Annotated in this window: 15 protein-coding genes and 1 other RNA gene; 12 read left to right on the top strand and 4 right to left on the bottom strand. The window is 73.4% G+C overall.

What is annotated here, in order from left to right; genetic code table 11:
* Positions 1-59: 59 nt before the first annotated feature.
* Complete coding sequence (locus tag AB0B76_RS24175) at positions 60-701, bottom strand: bifunctional DNA primase/polymerase (RefSeq protein WP_360379064.1); 642 nt, start codon at positions 699-701, stop codon at positions 60-62.
* Between the two features lie 193 nt (positions 702-894).
* Here AB0B76_RS24175 and AB0B76_RS24170 point away from each other — a divergent pair, with 193 nt between their 5' ends.
* The 5 genes from AB0B76_RS24170 to AB0B76_RS24150 are packed head-to-tail and all read left to right on the top strand — an operon-like array spanning position 895 to position 5,334.
* Positions 895-2,127, top strand: a complete 1,233-nt coding sequence (locus AB0B76_RS24170; protein ID WP_360379062.1) for a helix-turn-helix domain-containing protein — start codon at positions 895-897, stop codon at positions 2,125-2,127.
* A gap of 21 nt (positions 2,128-2,148) precedes the next feature.
* Positions 2,149-2,724 (top strand): flavoprotein, encoded by a 576-nt coding sequence (locus AB0B76_RS24165; protein WP_360379059.1) that lies wholly within the window; start codon positions 2,149-2,151, stop codon positions 2,722-2,724.
* A 9-nt stretch (positions 2,725-2,733) separates the two neighbouring features.
* Positions 2,734-3,540 carry a Nif3-like dinuclear metal center hexameric protein gene (locus AB0B76_RS24160; RefSeq protein WP_360379057.1) on the top strand — a complete coding sequence of 269 codons (807 nt, stop codon included), beginning with the start codon at positions 2,734-2,736 and terminating at the stop codon, positions 3,538-3,540.
* A complete protein-coding gene (locus tag AB0B76_RS24155; protein ID WP_360379055.1) occupies positions 3,537-4,277 on the top strand; it encodes a C4-type zinc ribbon domain-containing protein in 741 nt (246 codons plus the stop codon). The genes AB0B76_RS24160 and AB0B76_RS24155 overlap by 4 nt, the downstream gene beginning before the upstream one ends.
* A gap of 4 nt (positions 4,278-4,281) precedes the next feature.
* Entirely contained in the window at positions 4,282-5,334 is a 1,053-nt protein-coding gene (locus tag AB0B76_RS24150; RefSeq protein ID WP_360379052.1) for a histidine phosphatase family protein, read from the top strand.
* On the opposite strand, the gene AB0B76_RS24145 is transcribed toward AB0B76_RS24150, so the two are convergent.
* Positions 5,331-6,089: a sulfite exporter TauE/SafE family protein gene (locus tag AB0B76_RS24145; protein ID WP_360379049.1), complete on the bottom strand. Its 759-nt coding sequence runs from the start codon at positions 6,087-6,089 to the stop codon at positions 5,331-5,333. The genes AB0B76_RS24150 and AB0B76_RS24145 overlap by 4 nt on opposite strands.
* Before the next feature lie 29 nt (positions 6,090-6,118).
* On the opposite strand from AB0B76_RS24145, the gene rnpB reads away from it, so the two are divergent.
* An RNA gene (rnpB, locus tag AB0B76_RS24140) (RNase P RNA component class A) lies at positions 6,119-6,506 on the top strand.
* 216 nt (positions 6,507-6,722) lie between these two features.
* Complete coding sequence (locus tag AB0B76_RS24135) at positions 6,723-7,400, top strand: hypothetical protein (protein WP_360379047.1); 678 nt, start codon at positions 6,723-6,725, stop codon at positions 7,398-7,400.
* Between the two features lie 111 nt (positions 7,401-7,511).
* Here the strand turns inward: AB0B76_RS24135 and aroA are convergent, their stop codons facing one another.
* Positions 7,512-8,789 (bottom strand): 3-phosphoshikimate 1-carboxyvinyltransferase, encoded by a 1,278-nt coding sequence (aroA, locus tag AB0B76_RS24130; RefSeq protein WP_360379044.1) that lies wholly within the window; start codon positions 8,787-8,789, stop codon positions 7,512-7,514.
* A gap of 445 nt (positions 8,790-9,234) precedes the next feature.
* Here aroA and AB0B76_RS24125 point away from each other — a divergent pair, with 445 nt between their 5' ends.
* Entirely contained in the window at positions 9,235-9,432 is a 198-nt protein-coding gene (locus tag AB0B76_RS24125; RefSeq protein WP_360379041.1) for a hypothetical protein, read from the top strand.
* Here the strand turns inward: AB0B76_RS24125 and AB0B76_RS24120 are convergent.
* Entirely contained in the window at positions 9,429-11,420 is a 1,992-nt protein-coding gene (locus AB0B76_RS24120) for a hypothetical protein (protein WP_360379039.1), read from the bottom strand. The genes AB0B76_RS24125 and AB0B76_RS24120 overlap by 4 nt on opposite strands.
* Before the next feature lie 46 nt (positions 11,421-11,466).
* On the opposite strand from AB0B76_RS24120, the gene AB0B76_RS24115 reads away from it, so the two are divergent.
* From AB0B76_RS24115 to AB0B76_RS24100, 4 genes are all read left to right on the top strand, one after another.
* Entirely contained in the window at positions 11,467-11,631 is a 165-nt protein-coding gene (locus tag AB0B76_RS24115) for a hypothetical protein (protein WP_360379036.1), read from the top strand.
* A 563-nt stretch (positions 11,632-12,194) separates the two neighbouring features.
* Entirely contained in the window at positions 12,195-13,613 is a 1,419-nt protein-coding gene (locus AB0B76_RS24110) for an RNB domain-containing ribonuclease (protein WP_360379033.1), read from the top strand.
* 62 nt (positions 13,614-13,675) lie between these two features.
* Positions 13,676-14,368, top strand: a complete 693-nt coding sequence (gene npdG / locus AB0B76_RS24105) for an NADPH-dependent F420 reductase (RefSeq protein ID WP_360379031.1) — start codon at positions 13,676-13,678, stop codon at positions 14,366-14,368.
* On the top strand, positions 14,365-15,564 hold the full coding sequence (locus tag AB0B76_RS24100; RefSeq protein WP_360379028.1) for a cytochrome P450: 1,200 nt from the start codon (positions 14,365-14,367) through the stop codon (positions 15,562-15,564). Before npdG ends, AB0B76_RS24100 begins: the two co-directional genes overlap by 4 nt.
* The last annotated feature ends 8 nt before the right edge of the window (positions 15,565-15,572 follow it).

Below are 15,572 nucleotides of genomic sequence, written 5' to 3'. Positions count from 1 at the left end.
AGCCGGCTTTGTTGATCTCGACGCAGTTACTCAGGGGCGCGCCGCCCGGGGCGCCGAGGCTAGGCGACCGCGCGCCAGGTGGTGCGGTGACCGGCCGCGGCCAGGGGGCCGGCGCCGATGGCGTCAAGCATGAGGGCCTGCATGGCGTAGGGCTCGGCGGGCCGCCAGTGGTGCGCCTCCGGGGTCAGCTCCCACCGCACCCGGCCCCCGAACTGCGGGCTCGGCGGCGCCGGCACCCAGGAACCCTGCCCGTGCAGGACGACCCCCGCGTGCGCGGCCAGCTCCGGCAGTACCCCGTGCCCGGGCAGGACCAGGAACATCCAGCGGTCCCCGGGCGCCACCACCACCGGGCCGCACTGCTGGGCGGCCGCGAAGCCGTCGCCCAGCAGTGCGGCCCGGCCCAGGGTGCCGGGCACCTCGAGCACGTCGAAGGCGTACCCGGTCGGCAGCAGGATCGTGTACGGGTGCTCGCGCCACAGCGCCCGGGCCTGCGCCGCGTCGCCGGTCATCGGGCGTGGCGCCGGGTGGCACGCGACGGTCGGGCAGCCGGGGCGGCCGCAGTCGAAGCGGCGCTGCCGCAGGTGACGTCCGGCGTGCCGGTCCACCAGGTAGGCGCCCGGCCGCACCGGCCAGCCGTGCGCGGCGTAGCGGGCCGCGGCCTTGCCGAGCCGGGACTTACCCCATGTGAGCAACGAGGGCATGACCATCTCCTGCCTGGCGAGATTGCTCGAAAGTACGCACGGGATCACGTCGCGTTACCGGACGCGTTGTGCGTCGTTTGGAAATGCGACGGGGGCTGCAACTTGCACATCGGAACGTATGAGCAAACGACCGGGATGAACCGCACAAATCGTGCGATGTCTACCGGCCGGGTGACCTCCGGAGGTGAGCGACGTGGATGAGTTGCCCATCGGCCGACGGGTGGCCTACTGGCGGAACCGGCGCAAGATGTCCCAGCAGGTCTTCGCCGACCGGCTCGGCAAGTCCAAGAGCTGGGTCGACAAGGTCGAGCGCGGCGTGCGCCGCCTGGACAAGTTCTCCGTCGTGTACGAGATCGCCGACGTCCTGCAGCTGGACGTGCAGATCCTGCTGGGCCGGGACCCCGAGCGGCGCCCCGACAGCATCAACTGCGTCGACCAGATCGAGGTCGAGGAGATCCGGGCCGCGCTGGAGCGCTACGACCAGATCAGCGCGTTCTTCTACGCGCCGCCGGAGCCCCCGCCGCTGCCGGAGATGCGCAAGGCGGTGACCCACGCCTGGCTGTCGTACCAGCACGCGAAGTACGGCATGCTGGCCCGCACCCTGCCCCGCCTGCTGCGCGAGGCCCAGGCCGCCGACACCGCCTACAGCGACGGCGCCCAGGCCGTGGAGGCCGCCCACCTGCTCGGGCAGGTGTACCAGATCGCATCCAGCGCCCTGCGCAAGCTCGGCGAGCACGAGCTCTCCTGGCTCGCCGCCGACCGCTCGATCGCCGTGTCCCAGCGCGCCGGCGATCAGCTGCTGGCCGGCACCGCCACCACGCGGGTCGCCTGCGCGCTGCTCTCCCTCGGCCGGGCCCGCCCCGCGCTCGAGATCAACGTCAACATCGCCAACCGGCTCGCCCCGGGTACCGCCGGCAACGACAACACCCCCGAGCGCATCTCGGTCTACGGCCAGCTGCTGCTGCAGGGCGCGATGGCGGCCGCGCGCATCGGCGACAGCGCGACCGTGCGCGACCTGCTCTCGGGGGCGGAGGAGGCGGCCCGGCGCATGGACGGCGACGCCAACTACTACTGGTCGTGCTTCGGCCCGACGAACGTGACGCTGCACCGGGCCGCGGCCGCCGTCGAGCTCGGCGAGGGCCGGGTGGCGGTGGAGGTACACCAGTCGCTCGATCCCGACGGGTTCAACGCCCTGCTGCCCGAGCGCCGGGCCCACCACTATCTGGACCAGGCCCGTGCGCAGGCGCTCATCGGCGACATCGACATGGCGAGCGAGATGCTGCTGGAGGGCGACCGGCTCGCCCCGTCGGAGATCCGCTGCCGGCCGCTGGCCCGCGAGGTGCTCAGCGACGTGCTGCGCCGCACGCGGGGGGCCCCGTCGGCCCCGGTGGCGGAACTTGCCGAGCACATGAGTGTCGGAGTCTGAGCCGCAGGGCAGAATGCCCGCATGTCACGACCCGTTCTGTACGCCGTCGTGTGTGGCTCACCGGCCACCGCCGGCGTTGGCAATCTGGTCGCGCTCGCCCAGGAGCGTGGCTGGGACGTCTGCGTGGTGGCCACGCCCGACGCCCTGAAGTGGCTCGACATCCCCGGCCTCGTCAAGCAGACGGGCCACCCCGTGCGGCACCGGTACAAGTACCCGGGCGACCCCGACATCCTGCCCGCCGCCGAGGCGATGATCGTCGCGCCCGCGACCGTCAACACCGTCAACAAGTGGGCCGCCGGCATCGCCGACACCCTGGCCCTCGGCCTCATCGTCGAGGGCCTCGGGCTGGGGCTGCCGATCGTGGCGGTGCCGTACACCAACCGCGCGATGGCCGCCCACCCCGCCTTCGGCGAGTCGATCGCGCGGCTGCGTTCCTGGGGCATCACCGTGCTCTACGGCGACGACGTGCTCGAACTGCACCAGCCCGGCATCGGCGAGACGCGCAACGACTTCCCGTGGCGCCTGCCGCTCGACGCGCTGGAGGCCCACCCGTCCGTGCAGGCCCAGCGCATCACGGGCACCGAACCGGTGGACTAACGTTACGCCGTGCTTGTCGCCGAACTCGTCAGACTGCTGGAGCAGCGGTACCCGCCGGAGTGGGCGGAGGACTGGGACCGCGTCGGGTTCGTCCTCGGCGAGCCGGACGCCACCGTGACCCGTGTGCTGCTCGCCGTCGACTGCGACCCCGCCGTCGTCGACGAGGCCGCGCGGGCCGGGGCCCAGTTCGTCTTCACCCATCACCCGCTGCTGCTGCGCGGCGTCTCCAGCGTGGCGCCGACGACGTACAAGGGCCGCATCGTGCACCGGATGATCCGCTCCGGGATCGCGTTGTTCACCGCCCACACCAACGGCGACGTGGCCCGCCCGGGCGTGTCCGATGCGCTGGCGGCGACGCTCGGGCTGCGGGAGGTACACCCGCTGCGGCCGGATCCCCGGGCCCCCGAGCGCGGCCACGGGCGCATCGGCCGGCTCCCCGAGCCGATGACCCTGGCGCAGTTCGGCCGGCATGCGGCGGCGAAACTGCCAGGTGCGGCGGCTTCGGTACGCGTGGCAGGCGACCCCGCCGCCCGGGTGGAGACGGTCGCGGTGTCGGGCGGGGCCGGCGATGCGTTCCTCGCCGACGCCACCCGGGCCGGCGTTGACGCATACTTGACCGCGGATCTGCGCCACCACCCGGCGCAGGAGCACCTCGCGAACGGCGGGCCGGCTCTCGTCGACGTCACGCACTGGGCGTCGGAGCGGCCCTGGCTGGACGACGTCGCGGCGTTCCTGCGCGCGGAGGCCGGCGTGCAGACCATCGTGTCCGATGTGGACACCTCACCCTGGGTCCTGTTGGAGGATAACCACTCGTGAAGGCCGATCCGGAAGCCCAGCGCCGCCTGCTCGATCTGCAGGCGATCGACATCGCGCTGACCCAGCTCGCGCACAAGCGCAAGGCCCTGCCCGAGCACGCCGAGCTCGACTCGCTGGCCCGCGAGCTGTCCACGTTGGAGGATCAGCGGGTCCGCGCCCAGGTGGCCGTCGACGACATCGACCGCGACATCGATCGGCTGGAGAAGGACACCGAGCAGGTCCGCGCCCGCAAGGACAAGGACCAGTCCCGCCTCGACGCCGGCACCGGCCCCTCCCGCGAACTGGAGGCGCTGCAGCACGAGATCGCCACGCTCAACCGGCGCCAGTCCGAGCTCGAGGACGCCGAGCTGGAGCTCATGGAGCAGCGCGAGACCGCGCAGTCCACCCTCGACGGGATCGTCGGCCGGCTCGAGACGGCCCGGGCGACCCGGGCCGCGTCCGAGCAGCGCCGCGACGAAGCCCTCGCCGCGATCGCCAAGGACGAGGAGTTCCGCCGGTCCGGCCGCCGCCCGCTCGCCGCCGACCTGCCCGCCGACCTCGTCGGGCTCTACGACAAGATCCGCGAGTCCAGCGGCGGGATCGGCGCGGCGATGCTGCGCCAGGGCCGCTGCGAGGGCTGCCGCATCGAGCTCTCCGGCGGCGACCGGGCCCGGGTCAAGGCCTCCCCGCCCGACGAGGTCGTGCGCTGCGAGGAGTGCCGGCGCATCCTGGTGCGCACCGCCGAGTCGGGGCTGTAGCCGCATGCGGGTGACCGTCGAGGCGGACGGGGGATCGCGCGGCAACCCCGGGCCGGCGGGCTACGGCGCGGTCGTGCGCGACGAGGCCGGCGCGGTGCTCGCCGAGCGCCTCGGGGCGCTGGGGGTGACGACGAACAACGTCGCGGAGTACTCCGGCCTCATCGCCGGGCTCAAGGCCGCCCGCGAGCTCGGCGCCGACGAGGTCGACGTGCGGATGGACTCCAAGCTCGTCATCGAGCAGATGGCGGGGCGCTGGCAGATCAAGCACCCGGGCCTGCGCCCCCTGGCCGACGAGGCGCGCGGGATCGCGCAGGGCTTCGCGCTGGTGCGGTACGGCTGGATCCCCCGCGAACGCAACAAGGACGCCGACCGCCTGGCCAACGCCGCGATGGACGGCAAGGCCGAGGAGCCGGACGCCCCGAAGCGCTCGTGGTCCCCGCCGGCGACCGGATCACCGCTGCGCATGGTGGTGGTCCGGCACGGCGAGACGTCCTACACGGCCGAGAAGCGCTACTCCGGCCGCGGCGACATCCCGCTGTCCCCGCTGGGCCACCAGCAGGCCGCTCAGGCCGCCGTCCGGGCCCGGGCGCTCGCCCCGGACCTCGCCGCGGTCATCACGTCCCCGCTGAAGCGCTGCCTGGAGACCGCCGCGGCCCTCGGCGACGTGCCGCTCATCGTCGAGGACGACCTCATCGAGTGCGACTTCGGCGAGTGGGAGGGCCTGACCTACGCCGAGGTCCGCGAGCGGTACGGCGCCGAGCAGGACCGCTGGCTCGCCTCCACCGCCGTCCCGCCGCCCGGCGGCGAGTCGTTCCAGCAGGTCGCCATGCGCGTGCGCCGGGCCGTGCGCAGCCTGCAGGACCGCTTCGACGGCCGGCAGATCGCGGTCGTCAGCCACGTGACCCCGATCAAGCTGCTGCTCCGCGACGCGCTGGGCGCGAGCGACTCGTTCCTGTTCCGGCTGTACCTCGACCCGGCCGGCGTCTCGCTGGTGGACTCCTGGCCGGACGGGGGAGTCGCGGTGCGCTCGGTCAACGAGACCGGCCACCTGGCCTAGAAGAAGGCGCGATACAGCAGGACGAGCCCCACCACCGTGCCGAACACGACGATGAGGGTCTTGAGCACGGCGCTCGGCAGCCTCCGGGCGAGCCGGGCGCCGCCGTAGCCCCCGACCAGCGCGGCCGGCGCGACCACGGCCACGTCGGCCCAGTCGACCGGCCCGAACAGCGCGAACGCGAGCACCCCGACGAGCCCGCCGACGGCCGAGATGACGTTCTTCAGGGCGCTGATGCGGGCCATCGTCTCGTCCAGCACCAGCCCGAGCGCGGCGACGAGCATGACGCCGAGGGCGGCCCCGAAGTACCCGCCATAGAGCGACCCGGCGAACACCATCGCGTGCAGGCTCAGCGTGCGGCGCCGCCCGGACAGCTCCCGCGGGTGCCCGACGAGCCGGCGCAGCCGGTCCTGGAAAGCCAGCACCGCGGTCGCCCCCAGCACCAGGAACGGCACCACGTAGTCGAAGGCCGCGGCCGGCGTGAGCAGCAGCAACGCGCACCCGAGCGCCGCCGCGACGACCGACGTCGGGATCAGCCGCGGCAGGTGCTCGAGCGTCAGGTCGGTGCGGCTGCCGTAGACCGACGCGACGTACCCCGGGAACACCGACGTGGTGTTCGTCACGTTCGCGGCCACGGGCGGCAGCCCCGTCGCGATCAGGGCCGGAAAGGTGATCAGCGACCCGCCGCCGGCGATCGCATTGACCGTGCCGGCGGCGAGCCCGGCCGTGGCCAGCAGTGCGATGTCGGCGAGTTCCATGGTCTGACTACCATAGTCAGCACGACGGACGAGTCGACCGGGCGGCCGCGTCGGTGCTCCGGCACCGCCGAGGAACGTCCGGGCTCCACAGGGCAGGGTGGTTGTTAACGGCAACCCGGGGCGACCCGCGGGACAGTGCCACAGAGAGCAGACCGCCAGCGCGAGCTGGTAAGGGTGAAACGGTGGGGTAAGAGCCCACCAGCGCCCCGGGTGACCGGGGCGGCTAGGTAAACCCCACCCGGAGCAAGGTCAAAAGGGCCGGCGCCCACGGGAACCGGCCTGCGCAGGCGTTCGAGGGCGGCCCGCCCGAGCCTGCGGGTGGACCGCTGGAGCCTGCCGGCGACGGCAGGCCGAGATGGATGGCCGTCCACCGCCGAGAGGCGGGGACAGAACCCGGCGTACAGGTCGACTCGTCCGTCGCCTTGCGTATTCGGGCGTGAACTTTTCAGCCCGTTTTCAGCAGTTTTCACAGCGCGGCCCGGGGGTCGCGAACGCGCTGCGTGACAACGGCCAAGAGGCGCTGAAAGAAGCTTTAAGATCGGCTTTGGCACCTTGACCCCTTTCGATGGGGTGGCCGAGCATTTCCCGCGGTACGGCCGGACGAAGCGGCCGTCGGCGTGAACGGAGTGCCCGGTGCGGCGCAAGAGCATTCTCGTGTTGGTGGCCACCGCGGTCGTGGCGGTGGTCGTGACCCCTCTCGCGCTCGCGCGCGCCGGTGAGGGCGACCCCGGGCACCCCAGCGCCCGGGGCAGCGCCGCCGCGCCCCCGGCCGGACTGTCGCCGGGCCACATCGACATGACGGGCGCGACGCCGCTGACCCGCGACGGCGAGCAGCAGCTCGGCTTCGAGGGCACGGGCGTGCCGGGGCTGGCCAGCTGCCGCGAGTACAAAATCCTCAGTCTCGCCGCGAACCGGTACATCGCGGAGGAGCAGGGGTACACCGGCGCCAGCCACAACATGCTCCGCGCGCGCACCGTGCCCGGGACGACCGGCAGCTGGGAGGTCTTCGAGATCTGCTCCGACGACGGCGGGCACACGGTGTTCCTGCAGGCCCCGTCCGGGTACCTGGTCACGGCCGAGTACGGGTACACCGGCAAGAACCTGGGCATGCTGCGCGGCCGCGGCGAGTGGGCCGACATCTGGGAGACCTTCGACGTCTGGACCGACGGCGGCAAGTACTACCTGCGCAACATCTCGCGCGGCACGTACTTCACCTGCCGCCTCGACTACACCGGCCAGTACTACGAGGAGATGAAGGCGACGGGCGCCGCGCCCGGGGCGTGGGAGGCGCTCTGGTTCGACGGCCAGTGAACTCCTCAGGTAAGGCCCCGCGCCGCCGACAGGCTGCGCATGAGGACGAGCTCGAAGGCGCTGACGGTCTTGCTGCTGGGGTTCGGGGTGGCGGTGTACAACGCCAACGAGCTATCGCAGGCGGGCCAGGTCCTCGAAGTACGTCGGATAGGTCTTCGAAACACACCGCGGGTGCTTGATGCGTACGCCGGGCACGCGCAGCCCGAGCAGGGCCAGGCTCATCGCCATGCGGTGGTCGTCGTACGTCTCGAAGTCCGTCGGCGCGATCGCCCCCGGCCGCACGGTGAACCCGTCGACGTCCTCGGTGGCGTCGAGGCCCGCGCGGCGCAGCTCGGTCACGATCGCCGCGATCCGGTCGGTCTCCTTGCGGCGGATGAAGTCGATGCCGGTGACGACCGTGGGGGAGTCCGCGAACGCGGCCACGGCCGCGAGGGTCTGCGCGGTGTCGGAGATGTCGGCCATGTCGACCTCGATGCCGTGCAGCTCGCCGGTGCCCGTCACCGTGATGCGGTGCGCGTCCCGCTCGACCCGCGCGCCCATCCGCTCCAGCAGGTCCGCGAAGCGCACGTCGCCCTGCAGGCTGCCGGTGCCGAGGCCCTCGACGCTCACCCGCCCGCCGGTGATGGCGGCCGCGGCGAGCAGGTAGGAGGCGGCGCTCGCGTCGGGCTCGATGTCGTACTCCGTGGCCCGGTACGCCTGCGGGCGCACCGTCAGGCCGTCCACCTGGACGCCGAACGCGGCCATCACGGCGGTGGTCGACTCGACGTACGGCACGGAGACCAGCGGCGAGGTGAGCTCCACGGTGAGCCCGTCGGCCATCAGCGGCCCGGCCATCAGCAGTCCGGAGAGGTACTGGCTGGAGATGTGCCCCGGCACCGCCACCTTGCCGCCGGCCACCGGTCCGGTCGCGGCGACGGGCAGGTAGCCGGGGCGGTCGAGGTCCTCGATTGTCGCGCCGAGCTCGCGCAGCGCGTCCACGAGCGGGCCGAACGGCCGCGCCCGCAGCTGCGGGTCGCCGTCGACGATGCCGCGCGCCGGGCGCAGGGCCGCCGCCGGCAGGATGAAGCGCCCCGTCGTGCCGGACTGGCGGGCGTCGATACGCACCTCACCGGTCGCGGTGCGCGGGTCGATGCCGTCGACGAGCACCGTCCGCGCCGCCTCGTCGACGGTGACGGCGGCGCCCAGCGCGCGGACGGCGCCGAGCATCGCGTGCGTGTCGTTGGCGAAGAGCATCCCGGTCAGCGTGCTGCGCCCGGGGGCGAGGGCGGCGCAGATGAGCGCCCGGTTGGTGATGCTCTTCGAGCCGGGCGGGCGCAGGGTCACGTCGGGCGGGCCGGTCAGCGGCGTGACGGCGAGGACGTCCGGGAGGTCATCGGCATGGAGGCTCACGCAGCAAGTGTCCCGCAGGGGACCGGGAGCCTGATTCGGTACCCCGTCATCTTGCACTTCCTTTCAAAGGCCGGCCGGGTCCGATCCGGGCCCCGTCCACCGTGGACGATCCCCCCGGGCCGCCCTCGTTCGTCTCCAAACGAGGATCCGAGGGTCGACCGGACGACTCGAATGTGTTTCCTCCGTTCGGCTCACCCGCGGGTGAGAGTTGCCACAGGCGCGAACGGCAAATCCCACTGTCGTTCGGGATTTGAAGACCTCGCCATGATCGCCGAACCGTTGTGCGGCAATGCATTCCGGCCCGTGCCATTCCGGTGTCGGACGCCGATGTACCGGTCGAGCGTGTCCACGACCCTTGTCAGGCGGTTGCGTCTACTGTGGAATCCCAACAAGCTATTTGCCGGTTTCGGTGGCGCATGTTTCATTTGCGGTGCACAGTGATGTCATGAGCAGCAGCGGTGCTGAGCGGTACTACTGGTGCCTTTCTCACCAACGGGTCGAGTCCGAGGCCAACATGTGCCCGGGCAGGGACCGGCTCGGCCCCTTCGACTCGGCGGCGGCGGCCGAACAGGCCCTCGCTACAGTCCAGGAACGCAACGAGGCGTGGGACGCCGAAGACGAACGGTGGGAAGGCAAGCACTAGCAAAAGCGCCGGAGCCCGGAGCGACCGCGAACCGCCCGGACATGCCGGCTCCCCGAGAACCCGACCACCCGCACAACCCAACCGCGAAAATCCCGCAGGACGCGGGAGAACTCCTCCAGGAGGACCACGATGGCCGCAGCAAAGAAGGCCACCACGAGATCGGCCGCAGCGCGCGCGGCCGCGACGACCGCGACGGCCTCGGCCGCCGCGACGACCGGGCAGGCCCCCGCCAGGGCCCGCAAGACGGTCGCGGCCGGCTCCCCCCGCCGCACCGCGACCGCGGCCGTGACGCCGGCCGCCGCGACGGAGACGGCGACGACCGCCGCCAAGTCGCGCGCGACCCGGTCCACGCCGGCCGCTTCGGCGGCTCGCAAGTCCACCACCGCGGCCCCGGCTTCGGCGGCTCGCAAGACCGCCGCGTCGAAGGCGGCCACTCCGGCGGCGCGCAAGACGGCGGCGTCGAAGGCGGCCACCCCGGCGGCGGCGCGTTCGACCACGGCGTCGAAGGCGGCGGCCCCGGCGGCCGCTCGCAAGACGGCGGCGTCGAAGGCGGCCACCCCGGCGGCCGCTCGCACGACCGCGGCGTCGAAGGCGGCCGCTCCGGCCGCTCGCAAGACGGCGGCGGCGGCGAAGTCGGCGGCTCCGGCGGCGCGCAAGACGGCGGCGGCGTCGAAGGCGGCGGCTCCGGCGGCGCGGAAGACGACCGCGACGAAGGCGGCCGGTCCGGCGGCGAAGTCGACCACGGCGGCGAAGAAGACCACCGCGGCCACCAAGTCGACGGCGGCGAAGAAGACGACCACGGCGAAGGCGACCCCGGCCGCGAAGTCGACGGCGGCGAAGAAGACGACCACGGCGAAGGCGGCCCCGGCCGCGAAGTCGACGGCGGCCAAGTCGACGGCGGCGAAGAAGACCACCGCGGCCAAGTCGGCCCCGGCGAAGACGGCGGCCAAGGCGACGGCGAAGGCGACCCCGGCGGCGAAGTCGACGGCGGCCAAGGCCACCGCGGCGAAGTCGACGGCGGCGAAGAAGACGGCCCCGGCCAAGACGGCGGCGAAGTCCACGGCGACGAAGGCGGCCCCGGCGAAGGCCGCCACCAAGTCGACGGCGGCGAAGTCGACGGCGGCCAAGGCCACCGCGGCGAAGTCCACCGCGGCGAAGAAGACCGCGACGGCGAAGGCGACCCCGGCGAAGGCCGCGACGAAGGCGGCCCCGGCGAAGGCCGCCACCAAGTCGACGGCCGCGAAGTCGACGGCCGCGAAGTCGACGGCCGCGAAGTCGACGGCGGCGAAGTCGACGGCCGCGAAGAAGACGGCCCCGGCCAAGACGGCGGCGAAGTCCACGGCGACGAAGGCGGCCCCGGCGAAGGCCGCCACCAAGTCGACGGCCGCGAAGTCGACGGCCGCCAAGTCCACCGCGGCGAAGAAGACCGCGACGGCCAAGGCGGCCCCGGCGAAGGCCGCGACGAAGACGGCCCCGGCGAAGGCCGCCACCAAGTCGACGGCCGCGAAGTCGACGGCCGCCAAGTCCACGGCGGCCAAGAAGACGGCCCCCGCGAAGACCACGGCGAAGGCGACCCCGGCGAAGTCGGCCGCGAAGGCGACGAAGGCCGCCACGAAGTCGACGGCCACCAAGGCCACCACGGCCAAGGCGGCCCCGGCGAAGTCCGCGGCGAAGTCGACGGCGGCCGCCAAGTCGGCGCCGGCCCGGCCCACGGCCACGAAGTCGGCGGCCGCGAAGTCGGCGCCGGCGAAGTCCACGGCCACCAAGTCGACCGCCAAGGCGACGGCCCCGGCCGCCGCGAAGTCGGCGCCGGCGAAGACCACGGCCGCCAAGTCGACCACGGCGAAGGCCACCCCGGCCAAGGCGGCGGCGACGAAGACGACGACCGCCAAGGCGACGGCCCCGGCCGCCGCGAAGTCGACGGCGGCGAAGAAGACCGCGGCGCCGCGCAAGGCCCCGGCGAAGAAGGCCGCGACCCCGGAGACCACGTCTCCCGCCGCGGCGACCTCGTCCGAGCCGGCGACGCCCGCTGCCGTGGTGTCCGAGGGCGGCCTGACGCCCGAGGCGACCTCGGCGGGCGACACCGACCCGGCGTCGGCCCTGGCGTCGGAGGCCATCCCGGGCCGCGAGAACGGCAACAACCCGGAAGAGGCCGCGAGCATGACCGCGGAGGACTGGGCGACCCTCGCCCGCCCGTAACGCAGCACCGAGAACGGCCGGCCCACGGAACACGGGGGCCGGCCGTTCCGCGTTCGGCGGCCTTTCCGCGTCGGCCACCTCGCCGGTCGCGCGGCTGTGCGGCGTTCCCGTACGGGCCGGGTCGCCGGTCGCGCGGCTGAGCGGCGTTCCCGCACGGGCCGGGTGCGCAGCTGTGCGGCCGTCCCGCACGGGCCGCGTTGCCGGTCGCGCGGCTGAGTGGCCGTGCCGCATGGGTCGCGTTGCCGGTCGCGCGGCTGAGTGGCCGTGCCGCATGGGTCGCGTTGCCGGTCGCTCGGCTGTGCGGCCGTCCCGCACGGGCCGGGTCGCCGGTCGCGCGGCTGAGCGGCCGTCCCGCATCGCGCCGGAAGAACAACCGCCTCGCCCGTCTCGGTCCACGGGCGGGAACGACACCGAGCCTTCCGCGTTCGGCGGCATCTCGCATCGGCCGGAAGAACGACCGCCCCGCCCGTCCCGCGGCCGAGTCCCGGGCCGGTCCACGGGCCGGGAATGGTACCGGCCGTTCGCGTGATTTCCGGGGTGACCGTTGCTGGTAAGACTGACCCGTGACCGCCCGCCGAGTAATCGCCCCCCGCATCGACTTCAGCGCCCTACGCCACGAGCTCGAGCTGCCCGACGCGTTCTCCGCCGCCGCGCAGCAGGAGGCCGAGGCCGCCGCGCGCCGGACGTTCGACGACCGGCCCGACCGGACCGAGCTCGAGTTCGTCACCATCGACCCGCCCACCTCCAAGGACCTCGACCAGGCCCTGCTCATCGAGCGCCGCGACACCGGCTACCGGGTCTACTACGCGATCGCGGACGTCGCCGCGTTCGTCGAGCCCGGCGGGGCCCTGGAGCGGGACACGTGGCAGCGGGGGCAGACCGTGTACCTGCCCGACGGAAAGGTCCCGCTGCATCCGCCGGTGCTCAGCGAGGGCGCGGCGAGCCTGTTACCGGATCAGGTGCGCCCGGCGGTGCTGTGGGCGATCGACGTCGACGTCGAGGGCAACGCGACCGGGGCCGAGGTGCAGCGGGCGCGGGTGCGCAGCCGGGCCAAGCTCGACTACGAGTCGGTGCAGCGGGACGCGGACCAGGGCCGGCTGCACCCGTCGATCGCGCTGCTGCCCGAGGTCGGGAAGGTGCTCGTGGCCCGGGGGCTGGAGCGCGGGGCCGTGAACCTGCCGCTGCCCGAGCAGGAGATCGAGCCGGACGGCGACGGGTGGCGGCTCACGCTGCGGGCGCCGGTCGCGGTGGAGGAGTACAACGCGCAGATCTCGCTGCTCACCGGGATGGCCGCGGCGAAGATCATGCTCGCCGGCGGGGTCGGGCTGCTGCGCACCATGCCGCCGGCGCCGGCCGAGACCGTCGAGGCGCTGCGGCTGGCGGCTAAGGCGCTGGACGTACCGTGGCCGGAAAATGCGACGCCGGGGCAGGTCATCTCCGCTCTCGACCCCGGCCAGCCGCGGGCGGCGGCGCTGCTCGACCAGGCCGCCGAGATGATGCGCGGGGCCGGCTACACGCCGTTCGACGGGAGCCCGCCGGAGCAGCCGCTGCATGCCGCGGTGGCCGCGCCCTACGCCCATGTGACGGCCCCGCTGCGGCGCCTGGCCGACCGTTACGTCACCGAGGTGTGCCTCGCCCTCCACGCGGGCACAGCGGTCCCCTCCTGGGCGCGGGAGGCCCTGCCGAAGCTGCCGGAGGTCATGACGCGCACCGACCGGGTCGCGGGGTCGGCCGAGCGCTCGGCGGTTGACCTGGTGGAGGCGACGCTGCTGCAGGGGCGGGTGGGCGAGACGTTCGAGGCGGCGGTGCTCGACGTCGACCGGGCCAAGCACCGGGCCGACATCGCGATCGACGAGCCGCCGGTGCGGGCCCGCTGCGAGGGTGACGTGCTACCGCTGGGGGAGCGGATCGCGGTACGGCTCACGGAGGCCGATCCGGGCAAGCGGAAGGTGACGTTCCAGGAGATCGGGCCGCAGGGGTAGATGTGGCGAAGTTGGCGGGAGCCGGGGAATCGGGAACGGTCGGCGGGAGGTACAACAGAGGCATGAGCTACGACCAGATCGAGCTGCCCGACGTCTCGGCGCTGTCCGTCGGCATCATCGGCGGGACCGGGCCTCAGGGGCGCGGCCTCGCGTACCGATTCGCCCGGGCCGGCCAGCGGGTCCTCGTCGGGTCCCGCTCCACCGAGCGCGGGGAGCAGGCCGCCGAGGAGCTGCGCGAGCTGCCGGGGGTGCAAGGGACGGTCGAGGGCGGCGACAACGCGTTCGCCGCGGGGGCCGACGTTGTCGTCATCGCGGTGCCGTGGGAGGGCCACGCGGCCACGGTCGCGGAGCTGGCGCCGCAGCTGACGGGCGGGCGGATCGTGGTCGACTGCGTGAACCCGCTGGGGTTCGACAAGCAGGGACCCTTCCCGCTGCGCGTCGAGGAGGGCAGCGCCGCCGAGCAGGCCGCGGGGCTGCTGCCCGAGGCTCGGGTGTGTGCGGCGTTCCATCACGTCAGCGCGGTACTGCTGGCGGATCCGGCCGTTGACGCGGTCGACCTGGACGTGCTGGTGCTGGGCGACGACCGCGACGCCACGCTGCAGGTGCAGGCCCTCGCGGGGCGGATCAGCGGCATGCGGGGGGTGTTCGCCGGGCGGCTGCGCAATGCCGGGCAGGTCGAGGCGCTGACCGCGAATCTGATCGCCATCAACAAGCGGTACAAGGCGCACGCGGGGATCCGGGTGACGGACCTGTGACGGGGCCCGGCGGGTTCGACCCGTGGTCGGCGGAGTTCGTCGCGCGGCCGTATCCGGCCTACGCCCGGCTGCGCGAGGAGTCGCCGGTGCTGTGGTTCGAACCCAGCCGGCAGTACCTCATCAGCCGCCACGAGGACGTCAACGCGCTGCTGCGCGACCGGCGCCTGGGCCGCAGCTACCTGCACGTGGCCTCGCACGAGGAGATGGGCCGCACGGCTCCGCCCGAGTTCCAGGAGCCGTTCTGGACCCTCAACAACAACGGCATGCTCGACCGCGAGCCGCCCGACCACACCAGGCTGCGGCGGCTGGTCTCGCAGGCGTTCACCCCGCGCCGGGTGGAGGCGCTGCGGCCGTACGTCGAGCGCCTGGCGCACGAGCTGGTCGACGCGTTCGTGGCGCAGGGCGGGGGCGACCTCATCGCGCAGGTGGCCGAGCCGCTGCCGGTGACCGTCATCGCGGAGCTGCTCGGCGTGCCCGAGGCCGACCGGCACCGGCTGCGGCCCTGGTCCGCGGCGATCTGCGGGATGTACGAGCTGAACCCGTCGCGCGAGACGGCCGAGACGGCGGTACGGGCGTCGGAGGAGTTCACCGACTACCTGCGCGCGCTGGCCCGGCGCCGCAAGGACGACCCGCACGACGACCTGGTCAGTGCCCTGGCCGCGGTGGAAGGGCTCAGCGAGGACGAGCTCATCGGCACCTGCGTGCTGCTGCTCAACGCCGGCCACGAGGCCACCGTCAACGTGACCGGCAACGGCTGGCGGGCGCTGCTGCAGCACCCGGAGCAGCTGGCGCTGGTCCGGGCGGATCCGGGGCTCGCCGGCTCCGCGATCGAGGAGCTGATGCGGTTCGACACCCCGTTGCAGATGTTCGAGCGCTGGGTGTTCGAGGACATCGAGCTGCACGGCGTGCGGATTCCCCGCGGCAGCGAGGTCGCGCTGCTGTTCGGCTCGGCCAACCACGACCCGGCCGCGTTCGCCGACCCCGAGCACCTCGACGTGACCCGGCGCGACAACCCGCACATCTCGTTCGGGGCGGGCATCCACTACTGCCTCGGCGCCCCGCTGGCGCGCATCGAACTGGCCGCGTCGTTCGGCGCGCTGCTGGCCAAGGCGCCGCAGATGCGGCTGGTGAGCGACCCGGTGTACAAGCCGGGATACGTCATTCGGGGACTTGAGCGCCTGGACGTGGCGATTTAGGTTCAGAG

The organism is Dactylosporangium sp. NPDC049140 (assembly GCF_040648435.1).
This window is presented reverse-complemented; position numbering and strand designations above follow the sequence as displayed.

What these genes read in the sequence shown, in the direction of transcription:
- AB0B76_RS24175 (WP_360379064.1), bottom strand. Translation starts at nt 701, where the DNA reads ATGCCCTCGTTGCTCACATGGGGTAAGTCCCGGCTCGGCAAGGCCGCG.
- AB0B76_RS24165 (WP_360379059.1), top strand. Translation starts at nt 2,149, where the DNA reads ATGTCACGACCCGTTCTGTACGCCGTCGTGTGTGGCTCACCGGCCACC.
- AB0B76_RS24150 (WP_360379052.1), top strand. Translation starts at nt 4,282, where the DNA reads ATGCGGGTGACCGTCGAGGCGGACGGGGGATCGCGCGGCAACCCCGGG.
- AB0B76_RS24145 (WP_360379049.1), bottom strand. Translation starts at nt 6,089, where the DNA reads ATGGAACTCGCCGACATCGCACTGCTGGCCACGGCCGGGCTCGCCGCC.
- AB0B76_RS24125 (WP_360379041.1), top strand. Translation starts at nt 9,235, where the DNA reads ATGAGCAGCAGCGGTGCTGAGCGGTACTACTGGTGCCTTTCTCACCAA.
- npdG (WP_360379031.1), top strand. Translation starts at nt 13,676, where the DNA reads ATGAGCTACGACCAGATCGAGCTGCCCGACGTCTCGGCGCTGTCCGTC.